The sequence below is a fragment of the Pseudomonas sp. RW3S2 genome, from assembly GCF_014268955.1.
Taxonomy (GTDB): domain Bacteria; phylum Pseudomonadota; class Gammaproteobacteria; order Pseudomonadales; family Pseudomonadaceae; genus Aquipseudomonas; species Aquipseudomonas wayambapalatensis.
Map to the genome: position 1 here is coordinate 227483 of NZ_JABWRM010000007.1, position 18991 is coordinate 246473.

General features: G+C 57.2%; 17 protein-coding genes and 1 pseudogene. 13 read left to right on the forward strand and 5 right to left on the reverse strand.

From position 1 onward, the window contains the following. The first annotated feature begins 285 nt into the window (after positions 1-285). Positions 286-651, forward strand: coding sequence for a histone-like nucleoid-structuring protein, MvaT/MvaU family (locus tag HU748_RS12695; protein WP_186663977.1), 366 nt, complete (start codon positions 286-288; stop codon positions 649-651). A gap of 371 nt (positions 652-1022) precedes the next feature. Here the strand turns inward: HU748_RS12695 and HU748_RS12700 are convergent, their stop codons facing one another. Further along, positions 1023-2855: a CocE/NonD family hydrolase gene (locus HU748_RS12700; RefSeq protein ID WP_186663975.1), complete on the reverse strand. Its 1833-nt coding sequence runs from the start codon at positions 2853-2855 to the stop codon at positions 1023-1025. A 102-nt stretch (positions 2856-2957) separates the two neighbouring features. Then, complete coding sequence (locus tag HU748_RS12705; RefSeq protein ID WP_186720595.1) at positions 2958-3875, reverse strand: LysR family transcriptional regulator; 918 nt, start codon at positions 3873-3875, stop codon at positions 2958-2960. A gap of 479 nt (positions 3876-4354) precedes the next feature. Between HU748_RS12705 and HU748_RS12710 the strand changes: the two genes are divergently transcribed. The 12 genes and pseudogenes from HU748_RS12710 (at position 4355) to HU748_RS12760 (ending at position 15419) form a co-directional block, all read left to right on the forward strand. Then, complete coding sequence (locus tag HU748_RS12710; protein ID WP_238343341.1) at positions 4355-5116, forward strand: ABC transporter permease; 762 nt, start codon at positions 4355-4357, stop codon at positions 5114-5116. Positions 5117-5120: 4 nt separating this feature from the next. Beyond that, positions 5121-6170: an ABC transporter ATP-binding protein gene (locus tag HU748_RS12715; RefSeq protein WP_186663969.1), complete on the forward strand. Its 1050-nt coding sequence runs from the start codon at positions 5121-5123 to the stop codon at positions 6168-6170. 11 nt (positions 6171-6181) lie between these two features. Then, complete coding sequence (locus HU748_RS12720; RefSeq protein ID WP_186663967.1) at positions 6182-7045, forward strand: ABC transporter permease; 864 nt, start codon at positions 6182-6184, stop codon at positions 7043-7045. A gap of 2 nt (positions 7046-7047) precedes the next feature. Beyond that, the gene (locus HU748_RS12725) at positions 7048-7512 is read left to right on the forward strand and encodes a hypothetical protein (protein WP_186720596.1); all 465 of its coding nucleotides are present in this window, start codon (positions 7048-7050) and stop codon (positions 7510-7512) included. Between the two features lie 37 nt (positions 7513-7549). Further along, the gene (locus tag HU748_RS12730; protein ID WP_186720597.1) at positions 7550-8599 is read left to right on the forward strand and encodes an extracellular solute-binding protein; all 1050 of its coding nucleotides are present in this window, start codon (positions 7550-7552) and stop codon (positions 8597-8599) included. 463 nt (positions 8600-9062) lie between these two features. Further along, complete coding sequence (locus tag HU748_RS12735; protein WP_272979737.1) at positions 9063-9776, forward strand: OprD family outer membrane porin; 714 nt, start codon at positions 9063-9065, stop codon at positions 9774-9776. After that, positions 9739-10011 carry an OprD family outer membrane porin gene (locus HU748_RS26605; RefSeq protein ID WP_272979738.1) on the forward strand — a complete coding sequence of 91 codons (273 nt, stop codon included), beginning with the start codon at positions 9739-9741 and terminating at the stop codon, positions 10009-10011. The genes HU748_RS12735 and HU748_RS26605 overlap by 38 nt, the downstream gene beginning before the upstream one ends. A 60-nt stretch (positions 10012-10071) precedes the next feature. Further along, positions 10072-10439, forward strand: a pseudogene (locus HU748_RS12740) (transposase); the annotation flags it as partial. A gap of 45 nt (positions 10440-10484) precedes the next feature. After that, positions 10485-10694 carry a DUF3203 family protein gene (locus tag HU748_RS12745; protein WP_186665398.1) on the forward strand — a complete coding sequence of 70 codons (210 nt, stop codon included), beginning with the start codon at positions 10485-10487 and terminating at the stop codon, positions 10692-10694. A 121-nt stretch (positions 10695-10815) separates the two neighbouring features. Next, on the forward strand, positions 10816-12222 hold the full coding sequence (gene ccoG, locus HU748_RS12750; RefSeq protein ID WP_186720598.1) for a cytochrome c oxidase accessory protein CcoG: 1407 nt from the start codon (positions 10816-10818) through the stop codon (positions 12220-12222). Between the two features lie 50 nt (positions 12223-12272). After that, on the forward strand, positions 12273-13682 hold the full coding sequence (mapR, locus tag HU748_RS12755; RefSeq protein WP_186663959.1) for a GntR family transcriptional regulator MpaR: 1410 nt from the start codon (positions 12273-12275) through the stop codon (positions 13680-13682). A 48-nt stretch (positions 13683-13730) separates the two neighbouring features. Further along, a complete protein-coding gene (locus tag HU748_RS12760; RefSeq protein WP_186720599.1) occupies positions 13731-15419 on the forward strand; it encodes an ATP-binding protein in 1689 nt (562 codons plus the stop codon). Positions 15420-15422: 3 nt separating this feature from the next. On the opposite strand, the gene HU748_RS12765 is transcribed toward HU748_RS12760, so the two are convergent. The 3 genes from HU748_RS12765 to HU748_RS12775 all read right to left on the reverse strand — a co-directional run bounded on the left by HU748_RS12765 (position 15423) and on the right by HU748_RS12775 (position 18991). Beyond that, positions 15423-16169: an SDR family oxidoreductase gene (locus HU748_RS12765; protein WP_186663955.1), complete on the reverse strand. Its 747-nt coding sequence runs from the start codon at positions 16167-16169 to the stop codon at positions 15423-15425. A gap of 93 nt (positions 16170-16262) precedes the next feature. Beyond that, complete coding sequence (locus HU748_RS12770) at positions 16263-17798, reverse strand: DHA2 family efflux MFS transporter permease subunit (protein ID WP_054891541.1); 1536 nt, start codon at positions 17796-17798, stop codon at positions 16263-16265. Continuing rightward, complete coding sequence (locus tag HU748_RS12775; protein WP_186707844.1) at positions 17795-18991, reverse strand: HlyD family efflux transporter periplasmic adaptor subunit; 1197 nt, start codon at positions 18989-18991, stop codon at positions 17795-17797. Before HU748_RS12775 ends, HU748_RS12770 begins: the two co-directional genes overlap by 4 nt.

The following is an 18991-nucleotide window of genomic DNA, read 5'->3' on the forward strand; positions in this document are numbered from 1 at the left end:
CTGCCCGGCCCTGCGGGCTTCCATACTCACGCCTTCAGCCTTCCTAGCTTGCGCGCTCCGCTTGCGATTTGGTCGCAAACCCAATGGTTATGGGGCTTGTAACGTGGTTTTGGGAATGCAACGTTGGCGCTGTTACATTCCAGAATTAGCGTTACAACCCTAGTCACTGAAGGGCGGGCCGCTCTGCCGGATCATGGGGCTTGGCCGATCTGAGAATGCTATGACTTTCTTCAGCCGATTCTGTAATCTTGATAGATCATTAGCCTCCTAAAGGAAACCGTCCCCATGTCTCGTCTCGTAGAATTCCGTCGTTTGGAGCAACAACTCGCTCAGCAATTGGCAGAACTCGAAGCCATGAAGGGTGACTCGGGCATCAAGGCGGAGATGGAGTTTGAAGAGAAACTGCGAGCCTTGCTCGGTGAGTACGGATACAGCCTGCGCGAGGTGATCAATATCCTTGATCCCAAGGCTTCGGCACGTGCTCCCGCCCTTGCCGCCCAAGAGAAGACCAGCCGTAAGCCTCGCGAAGTAAAGGTCTATAAAAACCCGCACCACGGCGAAGTTGTTCAGACCAAGGGCGGGAATCATGCGGTTCTGAAGGCCTGGAAAGCTGAGCACGGCGCTGAAACCGTCGAGTCCTGGCGCCAGTGAATATTGCGCCTTGACGCAATGAGTATACGAAAGTTAGCCTGATTGTGTATGTATCCGACACCAAACCCTCTTAGAGGAAGTGACCTCTTTAACGGCACCTTAAACCCAGCCGTGGAGAGTCGGAGACTCCGAGCAAGATTTTAAAGAACCGCCATTTCTGGCGGTTTTTTTTCGTCTTAAAGGGTACTGCGCGGAGGTTTATTACGTGTAATACGTATGCTGCCCAGAATAGTTCCACACTTGCTGCGAGGCCTCACCACATGCCAGACCTCGCATTTTTGTGACCTACTTTATTGTGGTTCAAGCCATACTGGATGCTGAAGAACCCTCAAGCTCCAACTCATAGCTGGTACATCTGTATTGGCCACACCTCACCGTGATGGAACGATGATCTTCGATGGATGCGAACCGCCACGCAGAATTTTCAATCGTGGTGGGCGACCGTGAGGAATTTGGCCACAGTGATCGCTATCTGCTCCTGCGAACGACACCCGAATCTTGCTGCCAGGCTTGAACGCCCAAGCCGTTGGAGTTAGTGCAAGGCGAATATGCTCCGCTGTTCCCGGATGCATTACTTGCGCGTCTTTCCGCGCAAGGCTCTGATATGGCCAGGTGGTGCGGTAGGTCGCTGGTGGCGTCGTTTCCTTGCGCAGAAGTGCTCGCAGCAGCCCCTCAGTGACATAGCGCTCTGTTCCGTCTGACTCGATCTCGCTGACGTAGACGAACAGTGCGGCATCAGGCTGATTGGATTCGACCCAGAAGTCCGCAACGATATGGCCGCAGATATCCAGGCCATCAGGTAGCGATGCTGTTGTGTAGCTCAATAGATCCTTTGTTCGCCCTTGCCAGTCAGCATAGTAAATACGGCTGTCTACGCCAGCAATTCGCTCGTACCGAGTACCGTTACCGCTGCCATGACGGAAGTCGACTTGATACTCGTCTTTGGCACCTTCCTGGGGCGGCTCGGCGGACAGCTTTTGGTTGTTGCCCAAGAACAGCACCGAATCAATCTCGGTCGGTGGCCACTGCTCAGCAGCACACCATTGTTCGTCGTGCATGCTGAAATAGTGAATTGGTGCTTCTTGGTCGAGACCGGTTGGGCGCTGCTGCAGGTAATGATCGAAAAAGCGCAGCAACTCGGGCATCAAACCGAACTGAGCAGTTTCCTCGAGACGCCACGGGGACACATTGATACGTGCCCCATGATCCCAGGGGCCTAGCAGCAGGTGCTTCGGGTTTTCACTCAGAGTGAGGAACCGCGAGATTGCTCCGTTCATGTACCCGGTGCCATCCATCCAGCCAGACACCGAGTAGATGGCGAGGTCACTGCGGGTGCCTGCACAGTAAGAGTGGGGGCTGAAAGTCGCGGGCGTGAAGTTTTTATCGTAGGGCAGGCAGTCATCGCTGAACTTGAATTCAGCCATGAAGTCAGTCTGCCTGAAGTTGGCCAAGTGCTCTTGAATAGCAGCGGCACACATCTCGCCGTTGTGATCTTCGTCGACCGGCTGTGGGCCTTGGAAGTCTGGATGATTAAAGTACGCGAACTGCCTCAAGACGTCGCGGCGGTCATGATCTAAGCCAATCATGATGTCGTCGTACAGGCGAGTTAGTGACTTAACCTGGATACCCCCAGGGTAATAATTGTCACGGTAGGTATCCCATACCGAAAACAGAGGTGCGATGGCCTTGACCGCAGGGTGGCCGGTACTTGCGAGGAAGTCAGATGAGGCGCCGAGGTACGAAACGCCTGTGGCACCAACGCGCCCGTTCGACCATGACTGGGCGATGATCCAATCCACAACTTGGACAGTATCAGCTCGCTCAGCTGGAGAGCGGAAGCTATCACGGCTACCGAAGCTTGCGCCTGTACCACGAACATCGACCACTACCACTGCGTAACCATAGGGCACGAACTGGTCACGGTACTTGAAGGTGTTGGGACTGCATTCTTGCTTCGAACCTTCTGCAACCTTGAAACGACGATAGTAGGGCGTGAAGACGACGATTGCTGGGAATTGCCGATCAGCGTGAGCATCGATTTCCGTCTGAGGGAGAAAAACGTCAATCGCGATCTTGCAGCCATCTCGCATAGCGATGTACTGGGACGCGGGGGCCGAAGGAACGGTGAAGTCGCGTTCCCGCCTAGCCAGGTATTCACTCGGGGGCAGCCGCCAAGCTACACTGCCAATATCTGCATCTGACATCAAATCTCTCCACCGCAAATCAAGGTTGACGGCAGCAGATTGCGACTTCTTGCAACGTGCGTAAAGTTCGTAAATTTCATGATTATGTGCGTTTAACGCATATTAAGCATAGCGTTGCTGATCCCGGATTGCTGATATTCGCTTCTCCGCATGCTCCTTGATCAAATTGGCCAGTTCGTTCACCACTCCACTGCGCTCCTGCCAGGCTGGGAAAATGAAACCGTAGTCCAAAGTGATAGCTGGCTGAAACGGTCGAAGCACAAGAGGCACCTCGCTTGAGGTTGCGATGAAAGGATCCGAGATTGCGATACCCAATCCTCGAGCAGCAAGCTGGCACGCGAGGATGCCATTAGTCGTTTCGAACCTGATGTTTGGCTGAGGTTGCAGGGACTCCGTGACTAGACTCAATGACTGACGAATCAAGGAGCGAGGATGGAGAGCAATCAGCGACTCCCCCGAAAGGTCGTCTACGGTAATGACTGGTTTGGATGCAAAAGGGTGGTCGGCACTCATGGCAGCTACCACCTCTACGCTGATGAATGGCTCAACCTCTAACAGGGGGTTCTCTAGGGGGAGTACGGTCACGCCGAGATCGAAGTTTTCCTGACCAACCCATGTCTCAATATCGAGCCTCACCCGTGAATCGATGCTTGCGGAAAATCGCGCTGAGCGTTCGGCCATTATGGCTAGCGCATCGTTCACGATGGCGTTGCTGAGATGAGGGGCAGTCAGTACTCGAACGTGGTTATTTTGTCTGGCTTTTAGACGGCCAGCGAGCTTTTGAAGAGACTCCTGGCTAGCCAAATGGCGTTCAACCTGACGATAAAAGCTCCATCCATCTGGAGTAAGACTGAGTCGTTTTTTGGTGCGTTGGAACAGCGCAAATCCGACCTCTTCCTCAAGATTGGATAGCAGCCTACCCACTTGCGGTTGCGTGCGGTTCAGGCGTACCGAAGCCTGAGTCACTGAACCTGTTTCGACAAAAGCGCGGAGGGCCTCAAGGCCTTTCGTCGTCAACATAGCCTGCTCCAAACATGCATTTTTCGCATGTATAGCAAAAATTTTCGCACTTTACACAGGTTTTGTGACGGATCATTCTCGACCTACAACAATTCGGGAAGAAATCCCGTTGCCCTGATCAAGGGCTTCATCTTCTTAACGAAGATTGCTTACTCGTATGCTGCCACTAATCACAAAAACCAGGCTTCCGAGAGGAGTACGTCAATGAGTTTTCCTTCCTATCACCCTCATCGTAGTGACGTTCATCGCCAGCCATCAGAAGGCTTGGGCAATGAGTGCTATCCCTATCCAGAGAAAAGCTAAAAGCGCATTTGCTTGAGTTGTTCTCGTTGCTCATCGCAAGGATGCGCCCAAGTTTTTTCTATGTGAGGGACATCGTCATGTCCAGCGTTGCCGCTTCAAATATCTCAGCAGCTACGGCACCCAAGGTTAGGCGGCGAGTGAGATGGTCATCTTTGCTACACCGGGTATTCGTTTGCATGATGTACTTCTTCATGCTCAGCCCGCTCATTTTCGTTGTATGGATGAGCTTCTTTGTCGATGCCATCCCGCATTTCCCACCATCTGGCTACACGCTGAAGTGGTACGAAAGCGCCTGGCAGAACTCGTCATTCATGAATGGCTTGGTGCTTAGCTTTCAGGTAGCTGCTGTAGCCTCGATCACTGGGGTCATTCTCGGAGTAGCCGCTGCGCTCGGGATCGTTCGGAATGGTTTCCTGGGGAGCAAGTTCGTCAACACTCTCCTACTATCTCCACTCCTTATCCCAGGCATCGTGGCAGGCATCGCGATTTACCTGTTCTACATGCGAGCTGAAAATGTATTAGATACGGACATCGTAGGCACATTCGGTGGGCTGGTAATCGCTCACGTATGCCTGACCATCCCGTGGACGGTGCGCTTGGTTTCCACCGGTATGGCAGGCCTAGACCCTTCGATTGAAGAAGCTGCACGTAACCTCGGAGCGTCCAGCTGGGCGGCATTTCGCCGAGTCACGCTGCCCATGCTTCGGCCTTCAATCGTTGCAGCTTCGCTGTTCTCCTTCATTGTTTCTTTCGAGAACCTGGAGCTGTCGTTGGCCCTAGTTGGCCCCGGTAAGACGACGCTTCCAATTGCAATTATGCAGTACCTCGAATTCAACCTCGACCCCACCATCGCTGCAGTCTCTGCCGTTCAGATTCTGTTGCTAGGGATCGTGATGTTGGTGACCGACCGTTTCGTCAAACTCAGCCAAGTGGTGTAGCGCTATGTCCAAAGTATCTATCAACAAGTTGAAAAAACAGTTTGGCGATGCGGTAGCGCTCGAAGACTTTTCGCTGGAGATCGCAGACGGCGAGTTGGTCGCATTCCTAGGCCCAAGCGGCTGCGGTAAAACGACCACGCTTCGGATGATCGCAGGGTTCATTGAACCGACAGCGGGAAGCATCCATATCGGCGAAACTGACGTCACAAACCTGCCAGTTCATAAGCGTAACACTGGTATGGTCTTCCAGCGTTACGCCCTGTTCCCACATATGACGGTGGCCCAGAACGTCTCATTCGGCTTGGAGATGCATAACGTTTCCGGCAAAGAGCGTGATAGTCGAATCGCCACGGCCTTGGATATGGTGCGGATGACCTCATTCCGTGATCGCTACCCTCGCCAATTGTCTGGAGGCCAGCAGCAGCGCGTAGCGATTGCCCGAGCATTGGCCATTCAGCCCAAAGTGTTCCTGCTCGACGAGCCACTCTCCAACCTGGATGCCAAGCTTCGCGTGGAGGTGCGTGAAGAGATTCGCTCGCTGCAACAGAATCTCGGTCTTACCACTGTCTTCGTAACGCATGACCAAGAAGAAGCCCTTGCCATTTCTGACCGCATGGCAATTATGTACAACGGCAGAGTTCAGCAGATTGGTTCACCAAAGGAACTGTACGATTCTCCGAGCAACCACTTTGTAGCTGACTTCCTTGGACGGATGAGCTTCTTCAAAGGAAACCTCGTGGCGAATGGGCGTTTTGTGAGCGAAGCCGGCACCAACATCCAAGTCGCCAGCGGTCAGAAGGTTGGACGAATTGGTATCCGTCCGGAGCGTATCAATGTGGGAGCCCATCCGGAGTCCGACAACGTATTTGATGGCTGGGTCGAATCGGCTGCTTACCTTGGTTCCCTCATCGACATCCGCCTGCGCCTGCAGGGTGGGGACATCTTAAATCTGCACGTACCCAATAATGCTTCCTCAGCAAACACAGCCATCGCCCCTGGATCGCCACTTGTTGCTTCGTTCCGCTCCAGTGATTGCGTTCTGTTTGCAGAGTAAAAGGTGAAAGTATGAGCGGCTCTTCTCAAGTTACAGGTGCAAGCATTGCGTTTCCAGCATCTGTCGTAGTTTTAGGCATCATAGTCGTACCACTGTTTCTCATGATGGGTTACAGCTTTAACCATTTTGATCCAATGGACTTGATGGTGGAAACTTTCACACTAGAGAACTATGTAAAGTTTTTTAGCGATGAGTATTACCGTAAGGTCTTTATTTCCACCCTCGGCGTTGCCGCCCTGTGTACGGTTTTTGCTCTTGTACTGGGCTTCCCTGTCGCGTACTTTTTGGCAAAAACCCAGAGTCGCTACAAGAGCCTGTTCATTGTGCTGCTCGTGTTTCCACTCATGGTAGGGAACGTTGTTCGTGCGGCTGGTTGGATGGTGATCCTGGGTAATGTCGGTGTGGTCAACGCAACGCTGATGTGGCTGGGTATCACCGATGAACCTATCAAGTTCATGTACACGCCCTTTGCAGTGATCGTTGGCACTACTGCAGTAGTCATGCCCTACATGATTCTTACTCTTCAAAGCGTTCTAGAGGGCATCGACTTCTCGGTTGAGGAAGCGGCCCAGAATTTGGGGGCTACATTCGCTACCACCTTCCGTCGCGTCGTGCTACCCATTGCAGCTCCTGGCGTAGCAGCGGGAACCATGCTTGTGTTCATTCTCTGCATGAACGCATATGCGACCCCGGTTTTGCTGGGCGGTACTGGTTTAACCATGATGGCTCCTTCGCTGTATGACCAGATCGCAAAAGCATCAAACTGGCCATTCGGCGCCGCCATGGCGTTGGTACTCATCGTCACAACATTGCTCCTCGCAACACTGTCAAACTGGTTGATTCACCGCAATTACGTCAAAACCATGGGAGCCTGACGATGGTCGTTCAAAACGTCAGTTTCATGAAGGCTCTGGGTGACCTAGATGAAAGGCTCGCTCAGCAAGTAGGTCATAAATACATGACGGTACTGCTTTACGATAGCGGTGCCGATGAGGCAGAGCGCGTTTATAGCAGCAACCCTCAGGTTTTCCCTGATCGAGGACGGAAACCAATGGATCAAGGGCCAAAAATGGCGTTCGTTCGCGATACAGGCCTAGCCTATGTTGCAATTGATCGGTTTGAAATTGAACGTGATTACCCAGACCACCAAAAAGTTTTCGCTATGGGATGCGCCTCTCTGTTGAACGTTCCAATCAAATCGCCTGAAGGCGTAATTGGTCAAGTCAACCTCATGCACGATGAGTATTACTATGATCACGGAAAAGTGAAGTTGGCGCTTCAACTTGTGTCATCATTTTTCAATGAGTCCCCCTCCATTAGATCGCAAGGGTCAGCGGTATAATGAGATATAAATCTCATCCTTAAACCTGGAGTTCGCTATGTTTGATATTACTCGGCGTAAGTTTTTGGGTGGTGCTGCCGTCACTACTGCCACTGCTGCTGCCGCACTTTTTTTACCCCGATTCTCTTTCGGTGCATCTGATACGCCCTTGGTGGTAGGAACTTGGGGCGGAGACTTTGGCGATTTGCTTCGTTCGAGTGTAGACGTGCTTTTGAAGCCGCAAGGCATCGAGGTTATTCAAAGCATTGGCTCACCAACGGAGCGCCGTACCAAGGTGCTAGCTGAGAGACTTTCCCGACGCAGTTCGATGGACATATGTTGTCTGGCTGACTTTGATATGCAGGCCGTAGCACAGCGTGATGCATTGGAAGCAATCACCGCTGATCAGGTGCCGAACCTCGAAAATGTACTTCCCTTCCTAAGGCAGGAATTTTCGATACCGACTATCTACTCGGCACATGTCATTGTCTATAACACTGACCGTATCAAAATTCCGCCGAAATCCTTTGCCGACCTTTGGGATCCCAAATATCAAGGGCGAATCGGACTGTCTGACTTCCTCTTCAATACAAATATCGCGGTAGCTGCCTTAGCGGGTGGCGGATCAATGACTGATTTTACCCCCGCCCAGGCCAAGCTAGCAGAGCTTCGCGCTCTTGGTGTGAAAATTCTTCCCTCCACCGAGGCCGTGGCTGCTGCCTTGAAGTCGGAAGATATTTGGATCACAGTCATCTCGAAGGCTCGGGGATACATGTGGAAAAAAGCCGGGATGCCGTTGGCATCTGTCGTACCCACAGAAGGTGGGTATCCCAACGTTTACGGTGCGGGAATTCCTAAAAAATCTAGAAGGAAGCCAGAGGCCTCCCAATACCTCAATGCCATGCTTGATCCACGGGCACAAATCGCGTTCGCTCAAAAAATGGGTTACGTCCCAACAGTCTCTAATGCCTCATTGCCAGCAGAGCTGGACAAGCAGATCAACTTCACCCAAGCAGAGAAAGATCGAATGATGAAACCTGATTATGCATACATCATTGCAAATCAATCCAGCATGCTGGAAATGTGGAATAAAACTTTCAAAGGATAGATTAGCTGTTTCACTGGTACGTTTACTACTGGGCGAAAAAGGCCTGCTATTGATTTGTGGATTATTTGCTAGAGCTCGTGCTCATATTTAGTGTTAATTAACTGGGCATTTTTTTGATGGCCGGAGCGGCACTGCCGTAGCTGGCGTTAGCAACTGGGAGATCTGCTCTGTCGCAATGCCCAGGATAAGTGGAGGTTCCGATGTCGCATACCACCTTGGGCGTTAAGGTTGACACAATAACAAAGCAAAGACTTAAGTCAGCTGCCGAAAGGATAGATCGTTCCCCGCATTGGCTTCTTAAACATGCTGTTCTGGAATGGATATCTAGAGTAGAAAGCGGGGCTGACATACCTGATTTGTTGAATGCGAGCGTGCTTGAGCTGGATCGACAGCGTAACAGCTTAATGCTCCGCAAGAAAAAGACTGACTGCCTATAACTAAAACTATTCCCCGGGAGCAGCTCATGTGTGTAGTACGTTACTTTTTTGTATCAGCGGCTGCAGTTATGGTCGCGCAAACCAATGCCACTGATTTCATCCAAGACAGCAAAGCAGTAGTTAGCTCGCGAACACTTTACTTCAACAACAACAATCGAGAAACAGACGCTCAGGATCAACGCCAAACAGCACAGGGCTTTAAAGTAGACTTCTCTTCTGGCTATACATCTGGAATTGTGGGATTCGGTCTTGATATTCAAGCAATAGCTGGATTTAACATTGATGGCGGCATTGATCACCCTACGCAGGCAACTTCCAATTCAATGACTCCTGTCGACAGCGATGGTACTCCTGTCTCCAGTTGGTCTCGGGGAGGTGGGAATCTCAAAGCTAAGGTTTCCGAGTCCGAACTTGTCGTGGGGAATGCACTTTCATCTACCCTGCCAATCTTGGTTATTAATGATGGCCGGCTGTTTCCACAGACGTTCGGTGGAGCAATGCTCACGGTCAAGGAGATCCCTGGACTGACACTAGCAGCTGGTAAGCTGACTCAAACTGCTAGCCGGGCATCCAGCAACTACTCGGGGCTCGCTGTCGCAGGGGGGGCTAAGGGTAGCAATGACCTCCAGTATAGGGGTGGAGATTGGCGACCGCGAAATGATCTGTTGCTGCAGTATTATCACGCTACTCTGAAAGATTACTATGATCAGGATTTTCTTTGGCTTAGCAAGAACTTTTAAAATTGACGAAAGACAATCACTACAAGCCGAGCTTAGATATTTCAATAACAGATCTAATGGTCGAGCGGGGCAATCTGACTACTTTTTTAGCAACATGGGTGGCTATGCTGCAAAACCTGGTAAAGTGAAGAATAATACTTGGTCAACGACCATAACTTATACCGTTAGTGGTCACACAGTTTTGATTGGTCACCAACGAGTAAGCGATGATGGCTCCATGGTTTCTGTGAACTGAATCGCCCCTGGTTTCCTAGACACCTCCAAGCCTCATAATGAGGCCCAAATAGGAGGTGCCATGAGTCGTCAGCGTTACCCTGAAGAATTCAAGATCGAAGCGGTCAAGCAAGTGACCGAGAAAGGCAAGCCTGTCGCTGATATTGCCCAGCGCTTGGGCATGTCTGTTCACAGCCTCTACGCCTGGATCAAGCTCTACATCAAACCCCAAGAGCAGCGTCAGCAAGACGATGACCAGCAAGCCGAACTGCGTAAGCTGCGCGCTGAACTCAAGCGCGTGACGGAAGAGCGAGACATCTTAAAGAAGGCCGCCGCGTACTTTGCCAAGGAGTGCGGCTGAAGTACGCCTTCATCAAGAAGCACTCGACGGATTACCCGGTGCGGCGCCTTTGCCAAACCCTCAAGGTGCATCCCAGCGGCTATTACGCCTAATTGGCCGAGCCTCAATCTGCCCGAGCAAAAGAAGATCATCGTCTGCCAGGCTTGATCGGTGACAAGCTACGCATAGAAGGCCTGGGGCCGGAGATCGAGATCTTCACCGATGAACAGCTGCGCATGTCGGTCGCGGTGCTGGCGGGTGAACGCATACCGATCACCGAAGCCGAAGCCGACGCCCTGACCGTGATCGGTGCGGTGGATAGTCGCAGACATCTCAAGAGCAGTGCTCCAGGCTCCGTGATCTGAGGCCTGCAAGGGAGTTCTCGTTCATCTGATATGGTTTTTATCGCCCTACCTGAGCCTGTGCTGTAAACAGATCGGGGGCCATAGTGCCCGGGCCTGATCGAGGCCTGATGAGCGAACCACCATGAGCGAGAGAATCCCCTTCCGAATCATCCAGATCGAGCCTGCGGCCAACACCCCCAAGCGCCAAGCAAACGGGCGCATCCACACCCGCAGCTTCACAGGCCTGTACCGCAATCTGCGAATTGGCTTCGCCGGCCTGCTGTTCGTATTGTTCTTCGGCACGGCCTGGCTGAACTGGAACGGCCGCCAGGCCGTGCTCTGGGACCTTGCCGACAGCAAGTTCCATATCTTTGCCGCGACCTTCTGGCCGCAAGACTTCATCCTGTTGTCGGCACTGCTGATCATCTGCGCGTTCGGCTTGTTCGCCATCACCGTCTTCGCCGGGCGGGTGTGGTGCGGCTACAGTTGCCCGCAGAGCGTCTGGACCTGGCTGTTCATGTGGTGCGAAAAAGTCACCGAAGGCGACCGCAACCAGCGCATCCGCCTGGCCGCCGCGCCCTGGAGCCTCGAAAAGCTCGTCCGCCGCAGCCTCAAGCACGGGTTGTGGCTGGCCATCGGCGTGATCACCGGCCTCACCTTCGTCGGCTATTTCACCCCCATCCGCCCGCTGGCCCAGGAATTGCTGACCCTGCAACTGGGCGGCGTCGCGTTGTTCTGGGTGGTTTTCTTCACTGCCGCCACCTACCTGAACGCCGGTTGGCTGCGCGAAGCGGTGTGCATGCACATGTGCCCCTATGCGCGCTTTCAGAGCGTGATGTTCGACAAGGACACCCTGGCCGTGGCCTACGATCCACGTCGTGGTGAAACCCGTGGCCCACGCAAGAAAGGCAGCGATCGCCAGGCACAGCACCTGGGCGACTGCATCGACTGCACCCTGTGCGTGCAGGTCTGCCCCACCGGCATCGACATCCGCGACGGCCTGCAGATGGCCTGTATCGGCTGCGCCGCGTGCATCGACGCCTGCGACGGGGTCATGGACAAGATGGGCTACCCCCGCGGGCTGATCGGCTACAAGTCCGAACACAACCTGCAAGGCGGCCGCACCCACTGGCTGAGACCGCGCCTGCTGGGTTACGCCACGGCCTTGGTGGTCATGATCGGTGCCTTGGTGATTGCCTTGCAGATGCGCCCCATGGTGTCGCTGGACGTCATCAAGGACCGCGGCCTGTTCCGCGAGAACGCCCAGGGCCAGATCGAGAACATCTACCTGCTAAAGATCATCAACAAGGCCCAGCAGCCCCAGCACTATCAACTGCGTCTGGTCGACGCCGAAGGCTTCGTGCTGCACGGCAAGCAAGCGGTGTTCATTCCCGCCGGAGAAATGAGCGAGCTGCCGGTATCGGTGGCGATGCTCGCCGATCGCCCGACGAGCAGCTCGGTAGACCTCACGTTCGAAGTACAGGACAGCGACCAGCCGCAGGTGTATAGCCGTGCACGCAGCCGTTTCGTCGCGCCACTGAACCGCTGATCCCTTACACTGCCTTCAACCTTGCCTGCCAGGCCGAAAAAAACACAACGATGAAACGTTACGAACGATTCGCCGACGATATCGCCGAACTGATCCGCTCCGGGGTGCTTGGCCCCGGACAGCGTGTACCCTCGGTACGCTACGCCAGCCAGACCCACGGGGTCAGCCCCTCCACGGTGTTCCAGGCCTACTACCTGCTCGAGCGCCGCGGGCTGATTCGTGCCCGGCCGCGTTCGGGTTACTTCGTCAATACCCACGCACCTCGCCAGTTCAGCGAACCACAGGCACAGGCACCGGTCAGTGAATCCACCGATGTCGACGTCAGTGCACTGGTGTTTTCCATCCTTGATTCGATCAAGGACCCCCATACCGTCCCCTTCGGCTCGGCCTTCCCCAGCCCCACCCTGTTCCCGCTGCAGCGCCTGGCCCGCTCGCTGGCCAGCGCCAGCCGCGCCATGGACCCACGCGTGGTGGTCACCGACCTGTCACCGGGCAACCCGCAGTTGCGCCGCCAGATCGCCCTGCGCTACATGGTTGGCGGCCTGATGCTGCCGATGGAAGAGCTGCTGATCACCAATGGCGCGCTGGAGGCCCTCAACCTGTGCCTGCAGGCCGTCACGGAGCCTGGCGACCTGGTTGCCATCGAAGCCCCGGCCTTCTATGTGTGCCTGCAGGTACTCGAACGCCTGAAGCTCAAGGCCGTGGAAATTCCCGTGCACCCACGTGAAGGCATGGACCTGGGGGTACTGGCACAAACCCTGGAGAAACACCCGGTCAAGGCCGTATGGTCGATGACCAACTTCCAGAACCCGGTCGGTGCGAGCATGCCCGAGGCGAAAAAGCAGGCACTGGTCGAACTCTTGCACCGCCACCAGGTGCCACTGATCGAGGACGACGTCTACGCCGAGCTGTATTACGCCCAGCAAGCGCCCAAGCCGGCCAAGGCCTTCGACCGCGACGGGCTGGTAATGCACTGCGGCTCGTTCTCCAAGAGCCTGGCGCCCGGCTACCGAGTGGGCTGGGTCGCCGCCGGGCGTTTTGCACAGAAGATCGAGCGGCTCAAGCTGATGACATCGCTGTGCGCCTCGATGCCGGCCCAGGCCGCCATCGCCGACTACCTGCAACATGGCGGCTACGACCGCCACCTGCGCAAGCTGCGCTATGCCCTGGAAGGCCAGCAGGCCAGCATGCTCGCCGCCATCGCCCGCCACTTCCCGGCGCAGACACGGGTCAGCCAGCCCGCCGGCGGCTACTTCCTGTGGCTGGAACTGCCCGAGCAGATGGATGCGCTCAAGCTCTTCCACATGGCCCTGGCGCAAGGCATCAGCATCGCACCGGGGCCTATCTTCTCGCCGACCCGGCGCTTCGGTAACTGCATCAGGCTGAACTACGGCAGCCCCTGGAACGACGCCACGGAGACTGCAATGGAGACACTGGGGCGTATCGTACGCTCGTTTTGAAGGATCAGCCGCTATAGTGAGGCTAATCTGCCCAAGGATGAGCATGCGATGGACGATCCCACCCAACTGCGCCAACAGATCCTGGCCTTGCAGCAGCGCAACGGCGAGCTGGAAAACAGGCTGGCGCAGCAAGCCGAAATGTCGCCCTTGAACAACGTCCTGATGCGCCGGGTGCACGAGCAACTGGAGCAGCGCTTCGACCAGACCCTGGCCGAACGCCGGCTGTTCATCGAGCTGGTCGATCACAGCCTGGCCAATGTCTTCGTCATCGCTCCGGACCTGCGCCTGCAAGCGATCAACCGTACCGCCCGCCAGACATTCCAACGCCTGCATGGCTTCTGCCCGAGGATTGGCGATCGCATCGACGAGTCACTCGCAGGCCTGGAACAACCGCTCCACTGCCTGCTGCCGCTGGTTACCCGAGCGCTGGCGGGTGAAACCCTGATCGAGAGCGTCGCCTTCGACGGGCCACCCTATCGGCGCTACTACGAGCTACGGATCACCCCGCTACGCAGCGACGACAACCCACTACTGTGCGCCTGTCTGTTCGCCTACGACATCACCGAGCGCACGCTCGAACAGGAGCGCCTGTACGAAGCCGAGCAGGCGTTGCGCCAGGCGCAGAAAATGGAAGCGGTTGGCCAGCTCACCGGCGGCATCGCCCACGACTTCAATAACCTGCTGGGCGGCATTTTCGGTGCTCTGGAGCTCGCCAAGCCACGCTTGGGCGGGCCGCATAACGATGAGGTGAGCCGCCTGTTCGACATCATCGAACAAAATGCATCCAAGGCCGCGTCATTGGTGCAGCGTCTGCTGGCCTTCTCGCGCCGACAGACACTGCTGCCCCGCGCCACCGACATCCAGCAACTGGTCGGCGACATGCTTGCGCTGCTGCAGAGCTCGCTGCGCTCGGACATCCAGCTCATCGACCGCACAGCCTCACAGTTGTGGCCAACCTGCATCGACCCCTCGCAACTGGAAAGCGCGCTGCTGAACCTGTGCCTCAACGCCCGCGAAGCCATGCCCCACGGTGGCACCCTGCAGATCCATTGCGAAAACCTGGAGATGGCCCCGGCGCAAGCGCAGCGCCTGGGGCTCGCTGCGGGCCAATACCTGCACTTGCGTGTCGAGGACGACGGCCAGGGCATGCCTGCGGATGTCGCGCAACGGGCCATCGAACCCTTCTACACCACCAAGCCACTGGGCCAGGGCACCGGCCTTGGGCTGTCCATGGTGTACGGATTCGTGCGTCAGTCAGGTGGGCAGATGCACCTCGATTCGATCCCGGGCAGCGGCACCTGCGTCCACCTTTACCTGCCCAGGGCTGAAACCCTGCAAGCCCACGAACCGCAGCGCCTGTCGCCCCCGCCAAATGCGCAGTCGATCCTGCTGGTCGAAGATCAAGCGGCGATGAGGCTGGTCATCAGCGAGCTGTTGAGCGAGGCAGGCTATGACGTACACGCCTTTGCCAGCCCCGATCGAGCGCTTGCCGCCCTGCGCAAGGGGCTGCGCCCGCACCTGCTGGTCGGTGGCACCGCCTTGTCGGACAGCCCGAAGGGCCAGCAACTGATAGAAATGAATGTGGCCTTGACGCCTGGCTGCACGACCTTGCTCATCAACGGCTATGCCACGCAAACACAGGCAGCCCATGACGGTCTGCCCGCGAACACCGAAGTCATTTCCAACCCGTTCGAGTTGAAAACACTGCTCGAACGGGTGACGAAGATCCTGGCTTGAGGCTCAGCGCCCGCCCCCCAGATCAAGGAAACTGCCGGTGGAATAGGACGCCTTGTCCGACAGCAACCAGAGGATAGCCTCCGCCACCTCCTCCGGCTGCCCGCCACGTCCCATGGGCAGGCCAGGTTCGAGCTTGCTGACCCGCTGGGCATCACCGCTCAGGGCGTGAAAGTCGGTATGGATGTAGCCAGGACGCACGCCGTTGACGCGCACACCCTCGCCCGCCACTTCCTTGGCGAGCCCAAGGGTGAAGGTATCCAGCGCGCCCTTGGAGGCGGCATAGTCTACGTACTCGTTGGGCGAACCCAGGCGTGCAGCCACCGACGACACGTTGACGATCGCACCACCCTGCCCGCCATGGCGGCGCGACATGCGCAGCAAGGCATGCTTGGCGCAGAGCATCGGGCCGACCACGTTGGTTTTCATCAGCTTGAGCAGGCGGAACTCGGACATCTCGTCGACCCGGCTTTGGGTCGCGATGGTCCCGGCGTTATTGACCAATGCCGTGACAGGGCCGAGCTCCTGGTCGATCCGCTGGAACACCTGGATCACCTCATCCTCGACGCTGGCATCGGCTCGCACGGCGATGGCCTGGGCGCCCAGCGCCCGAACCTCGTCCAGGATGCGTTCGGCAGCGTGATCGTCGGCGTGGTAATTGATGCAGATGCGATAGCCTTGTTGCGCCGCCAACCGCGCGGTCGCGGCACCGATACCGCGGCTGGCGCCAGTGATGAGAATGACCTTGTCCATGAAACTGCCACTGTCGAGGGAATAGACCTACAAGGTTAGGGGAAAAGCCCCGATCGCGGCAACGGCTGCACGGAGCCGTGCCGCAAGTATACCTCAGTGCCCCGCCGAAGCCGGCCCTGCCTTGGCCGTGAAGGGCGGGCGAGCCAGCCACACCAGCAAAATCAAGGCGCCGAACACCCAGGTCAGCAAGGTGAAGTAGTCCACCGTCGACATCATGTAGGCCTGGCTGTTGAGGATCTGCTCAAGCTGCGCATAGCTCTGCGGGCTCGCCCCACCGAGTTGCTCGAGGGTGTGACGCGTTGCCGGGTCGTACTGGCTGATGTGCTCGCTCAGGTAGGCATGGTGCTGGTCGGCCCGGCGGATCCAGATCCAGGTGGTCAGCGAGGCGGCGAAACTGCCGCCCAGTGTCCGCAGGAACGTGGCCAGGCCCGAGCCGTCGGCAATCTGATGCGGCGGCAGGTCCGAGAGCAGGATGGTCAGGGTCGGCATGAAGAACAGCGCCACCCCGATCCCCATGAACAACTGCACCAGGGCGATGTGCAGGAAGTCGACCTCGCTGGTGAAGCCCGCACGCATGTAGCAGCTTGCACCAATGGCCAGGAAGGCGATCCCTGCCAACAGGCGCAGGTCGAAGCGATGCGCATACTTGCCGACGAAGGGCGACATGATCACCGGCAACAGGCCGATCGGTGCTACCGCAAGCCCCGCCCAGGTCGCCGTATAGCCCATCTGCGTCTGCAGCCACTGGGGCAGGATCAGGTTGATGCCGAAAAAGCCCGCATACCCGCCCACCAACACCAGGGTGCCGATGCGGAAATTACGGTGCACGAACAGCCGCAGGTTCACCACCGGGTGCCGATCGGTGAGCTCCCAGATCACGAAGATGGCCAGGAACACCGCGGAAATCAGGCTACCCACCACGATGAACGAGGACTCGAACCAATCCAGGTCGTTACCCTTGTCGAGCACCACCTGCAACGCGCCGACACCGACGATCAGCGTCAGCAGGCCGATGTAATCCATGGGCTGGCGGCTGGTGGTCACTGGACGCGTGCGCATCTGCTGGCGCACCACGGCGGCCGCGAACAGACCGATCGGTACGTTGATGAAGAAAATCCACGGCCAGCTGTAGCTGTCGGTTATCCAGCCGCCGAGGATGGGCCCGGCAATCGGCGCCACCACCGTCACCATTGCCAGCAACGCCAGGGCCATCCCCCGTTTGGCAGGCGGGTAGACAGCAATCAGCAAGGTCTGGGTCATCGGGTACAACGGGCCGGCAACAACGCCCTGGAGCACGCGAAAGCCCACAAGCTCGGGCATCGACTGGGCGATACCACAGAGGAACGACGCCAGCACGAACAGCAAGGTGGCCCAGATGAACAGCTTGACCTCGCCAAAGCGGCGGCTCAGCCAGCCCGTCAGTGGCAGGGCAATGGCATTGCTTACCGCAAACGAGGTGATGACCCAGGTGCCCTGCTCGTAGCTCACCCCCAGATTGCCGGAAATGGTTGGCAACGCCACGTTGGCGATGGTGGTGTCAAGCACCTGCATGAAGGTTGCCAGCGACAACCCGATGGTGGTCAGCAGCAGGCTCGGCGGGGTGAACTGGGCGGATGCGCCGTTGCTCATCGCTGCGCCGTCTTGCCACTGGCGGCGCTGTTGTCATGGATCAGCTGGGCGATCAGACGATCGGCCTCGGCCAGTTGGCGGTCATACACCTGGGTGGTGTAGCTGGCCTGCTGCGGTGGCTGTTGGGCCAGGGCCGGGCCACTCTGGTCGTGCAGGTCGACCTCGACCACGGTGGACAGGCCGATGCGCAGCGGATGATCCTTGAGCTGCTCGGGGTTCAGGTGCACGCGCACCGGCACACGCTGGACGATCTTGATCCAGTTGCCCGTGGCGTTCTGCGCGGGCAGCAGAGCGAAGGCACTGCCGGTGCCCGCGCCCAGGCTGTCGACCGTGCCGCTGTACTTGACTTCGCTGCCGTACAGGTCTGCGGTGATCTCCACCGGCTGGCCGATACGCATGTCACGCAGTTGGGTTTCCTTGAAGTTGGCGTCGATCCAGACCTGGTCGAGCGGAATCACCGCCATGGTCGCGGTGCCTGGTTGCAGGCGCTGCCCCAATTGCACGGTGCGCTTGGCGACGTAGCCGGTCACCGGCGCCACCAACGTCGTGCGAGCGTTGTCCAGGTAGGCCTGGCGCAGGTCGGAAGCGGCCGCCATCACCTCCGGGTGCGACGACACCACGGTGTCGTCGATCAGCGCAGTGCTGGTGTTGAGTTGCTGGCGGGCGTTGTCCAGGGCGCTCTGCGCGGCGGTCAGGTCGTCGCGTGAGTGCGACAGTTCTTCTGCGGCGATCGCCCCGCTGTCAGCCAGGACCTTACGGCGGTCGTAGTTCTCGCGGGCCTTCTTCAGTTCGGCCTGGCGCGTCTGCACCTGAGCCTTGAGCGCATCGACGTTGCTGTACAAGCCGCGCACCTGGCGCACCGTGCGCGCAAGCTTGGCCTCGCTGGCCTGCAGGGCCACCTCGCTGTCACTGGGGTCGAAGCGCAACAGCACCTGGCCGGCATGCACCAGGTCGCCATCGTCGGCGCCGATGCTGGTGACGGTTCCCGTCACCAGCGGCGTGATCTCCACCACATTACCGTTGACGTAGGCATCGTCGGTGCTTTCGTGCCAGCGCCCGATCAACGTGTACCAGGCCCAGCCGGCAGCGCCGGCCAATATCAATACCAGCAGCAGGGCCAGCAGCCAGGTCTTGCGCTTGCGCGTGGCGTCGGGCGCTTCAGCGGGAGTGGGTGCATCCGAGGGTGTGGCCAT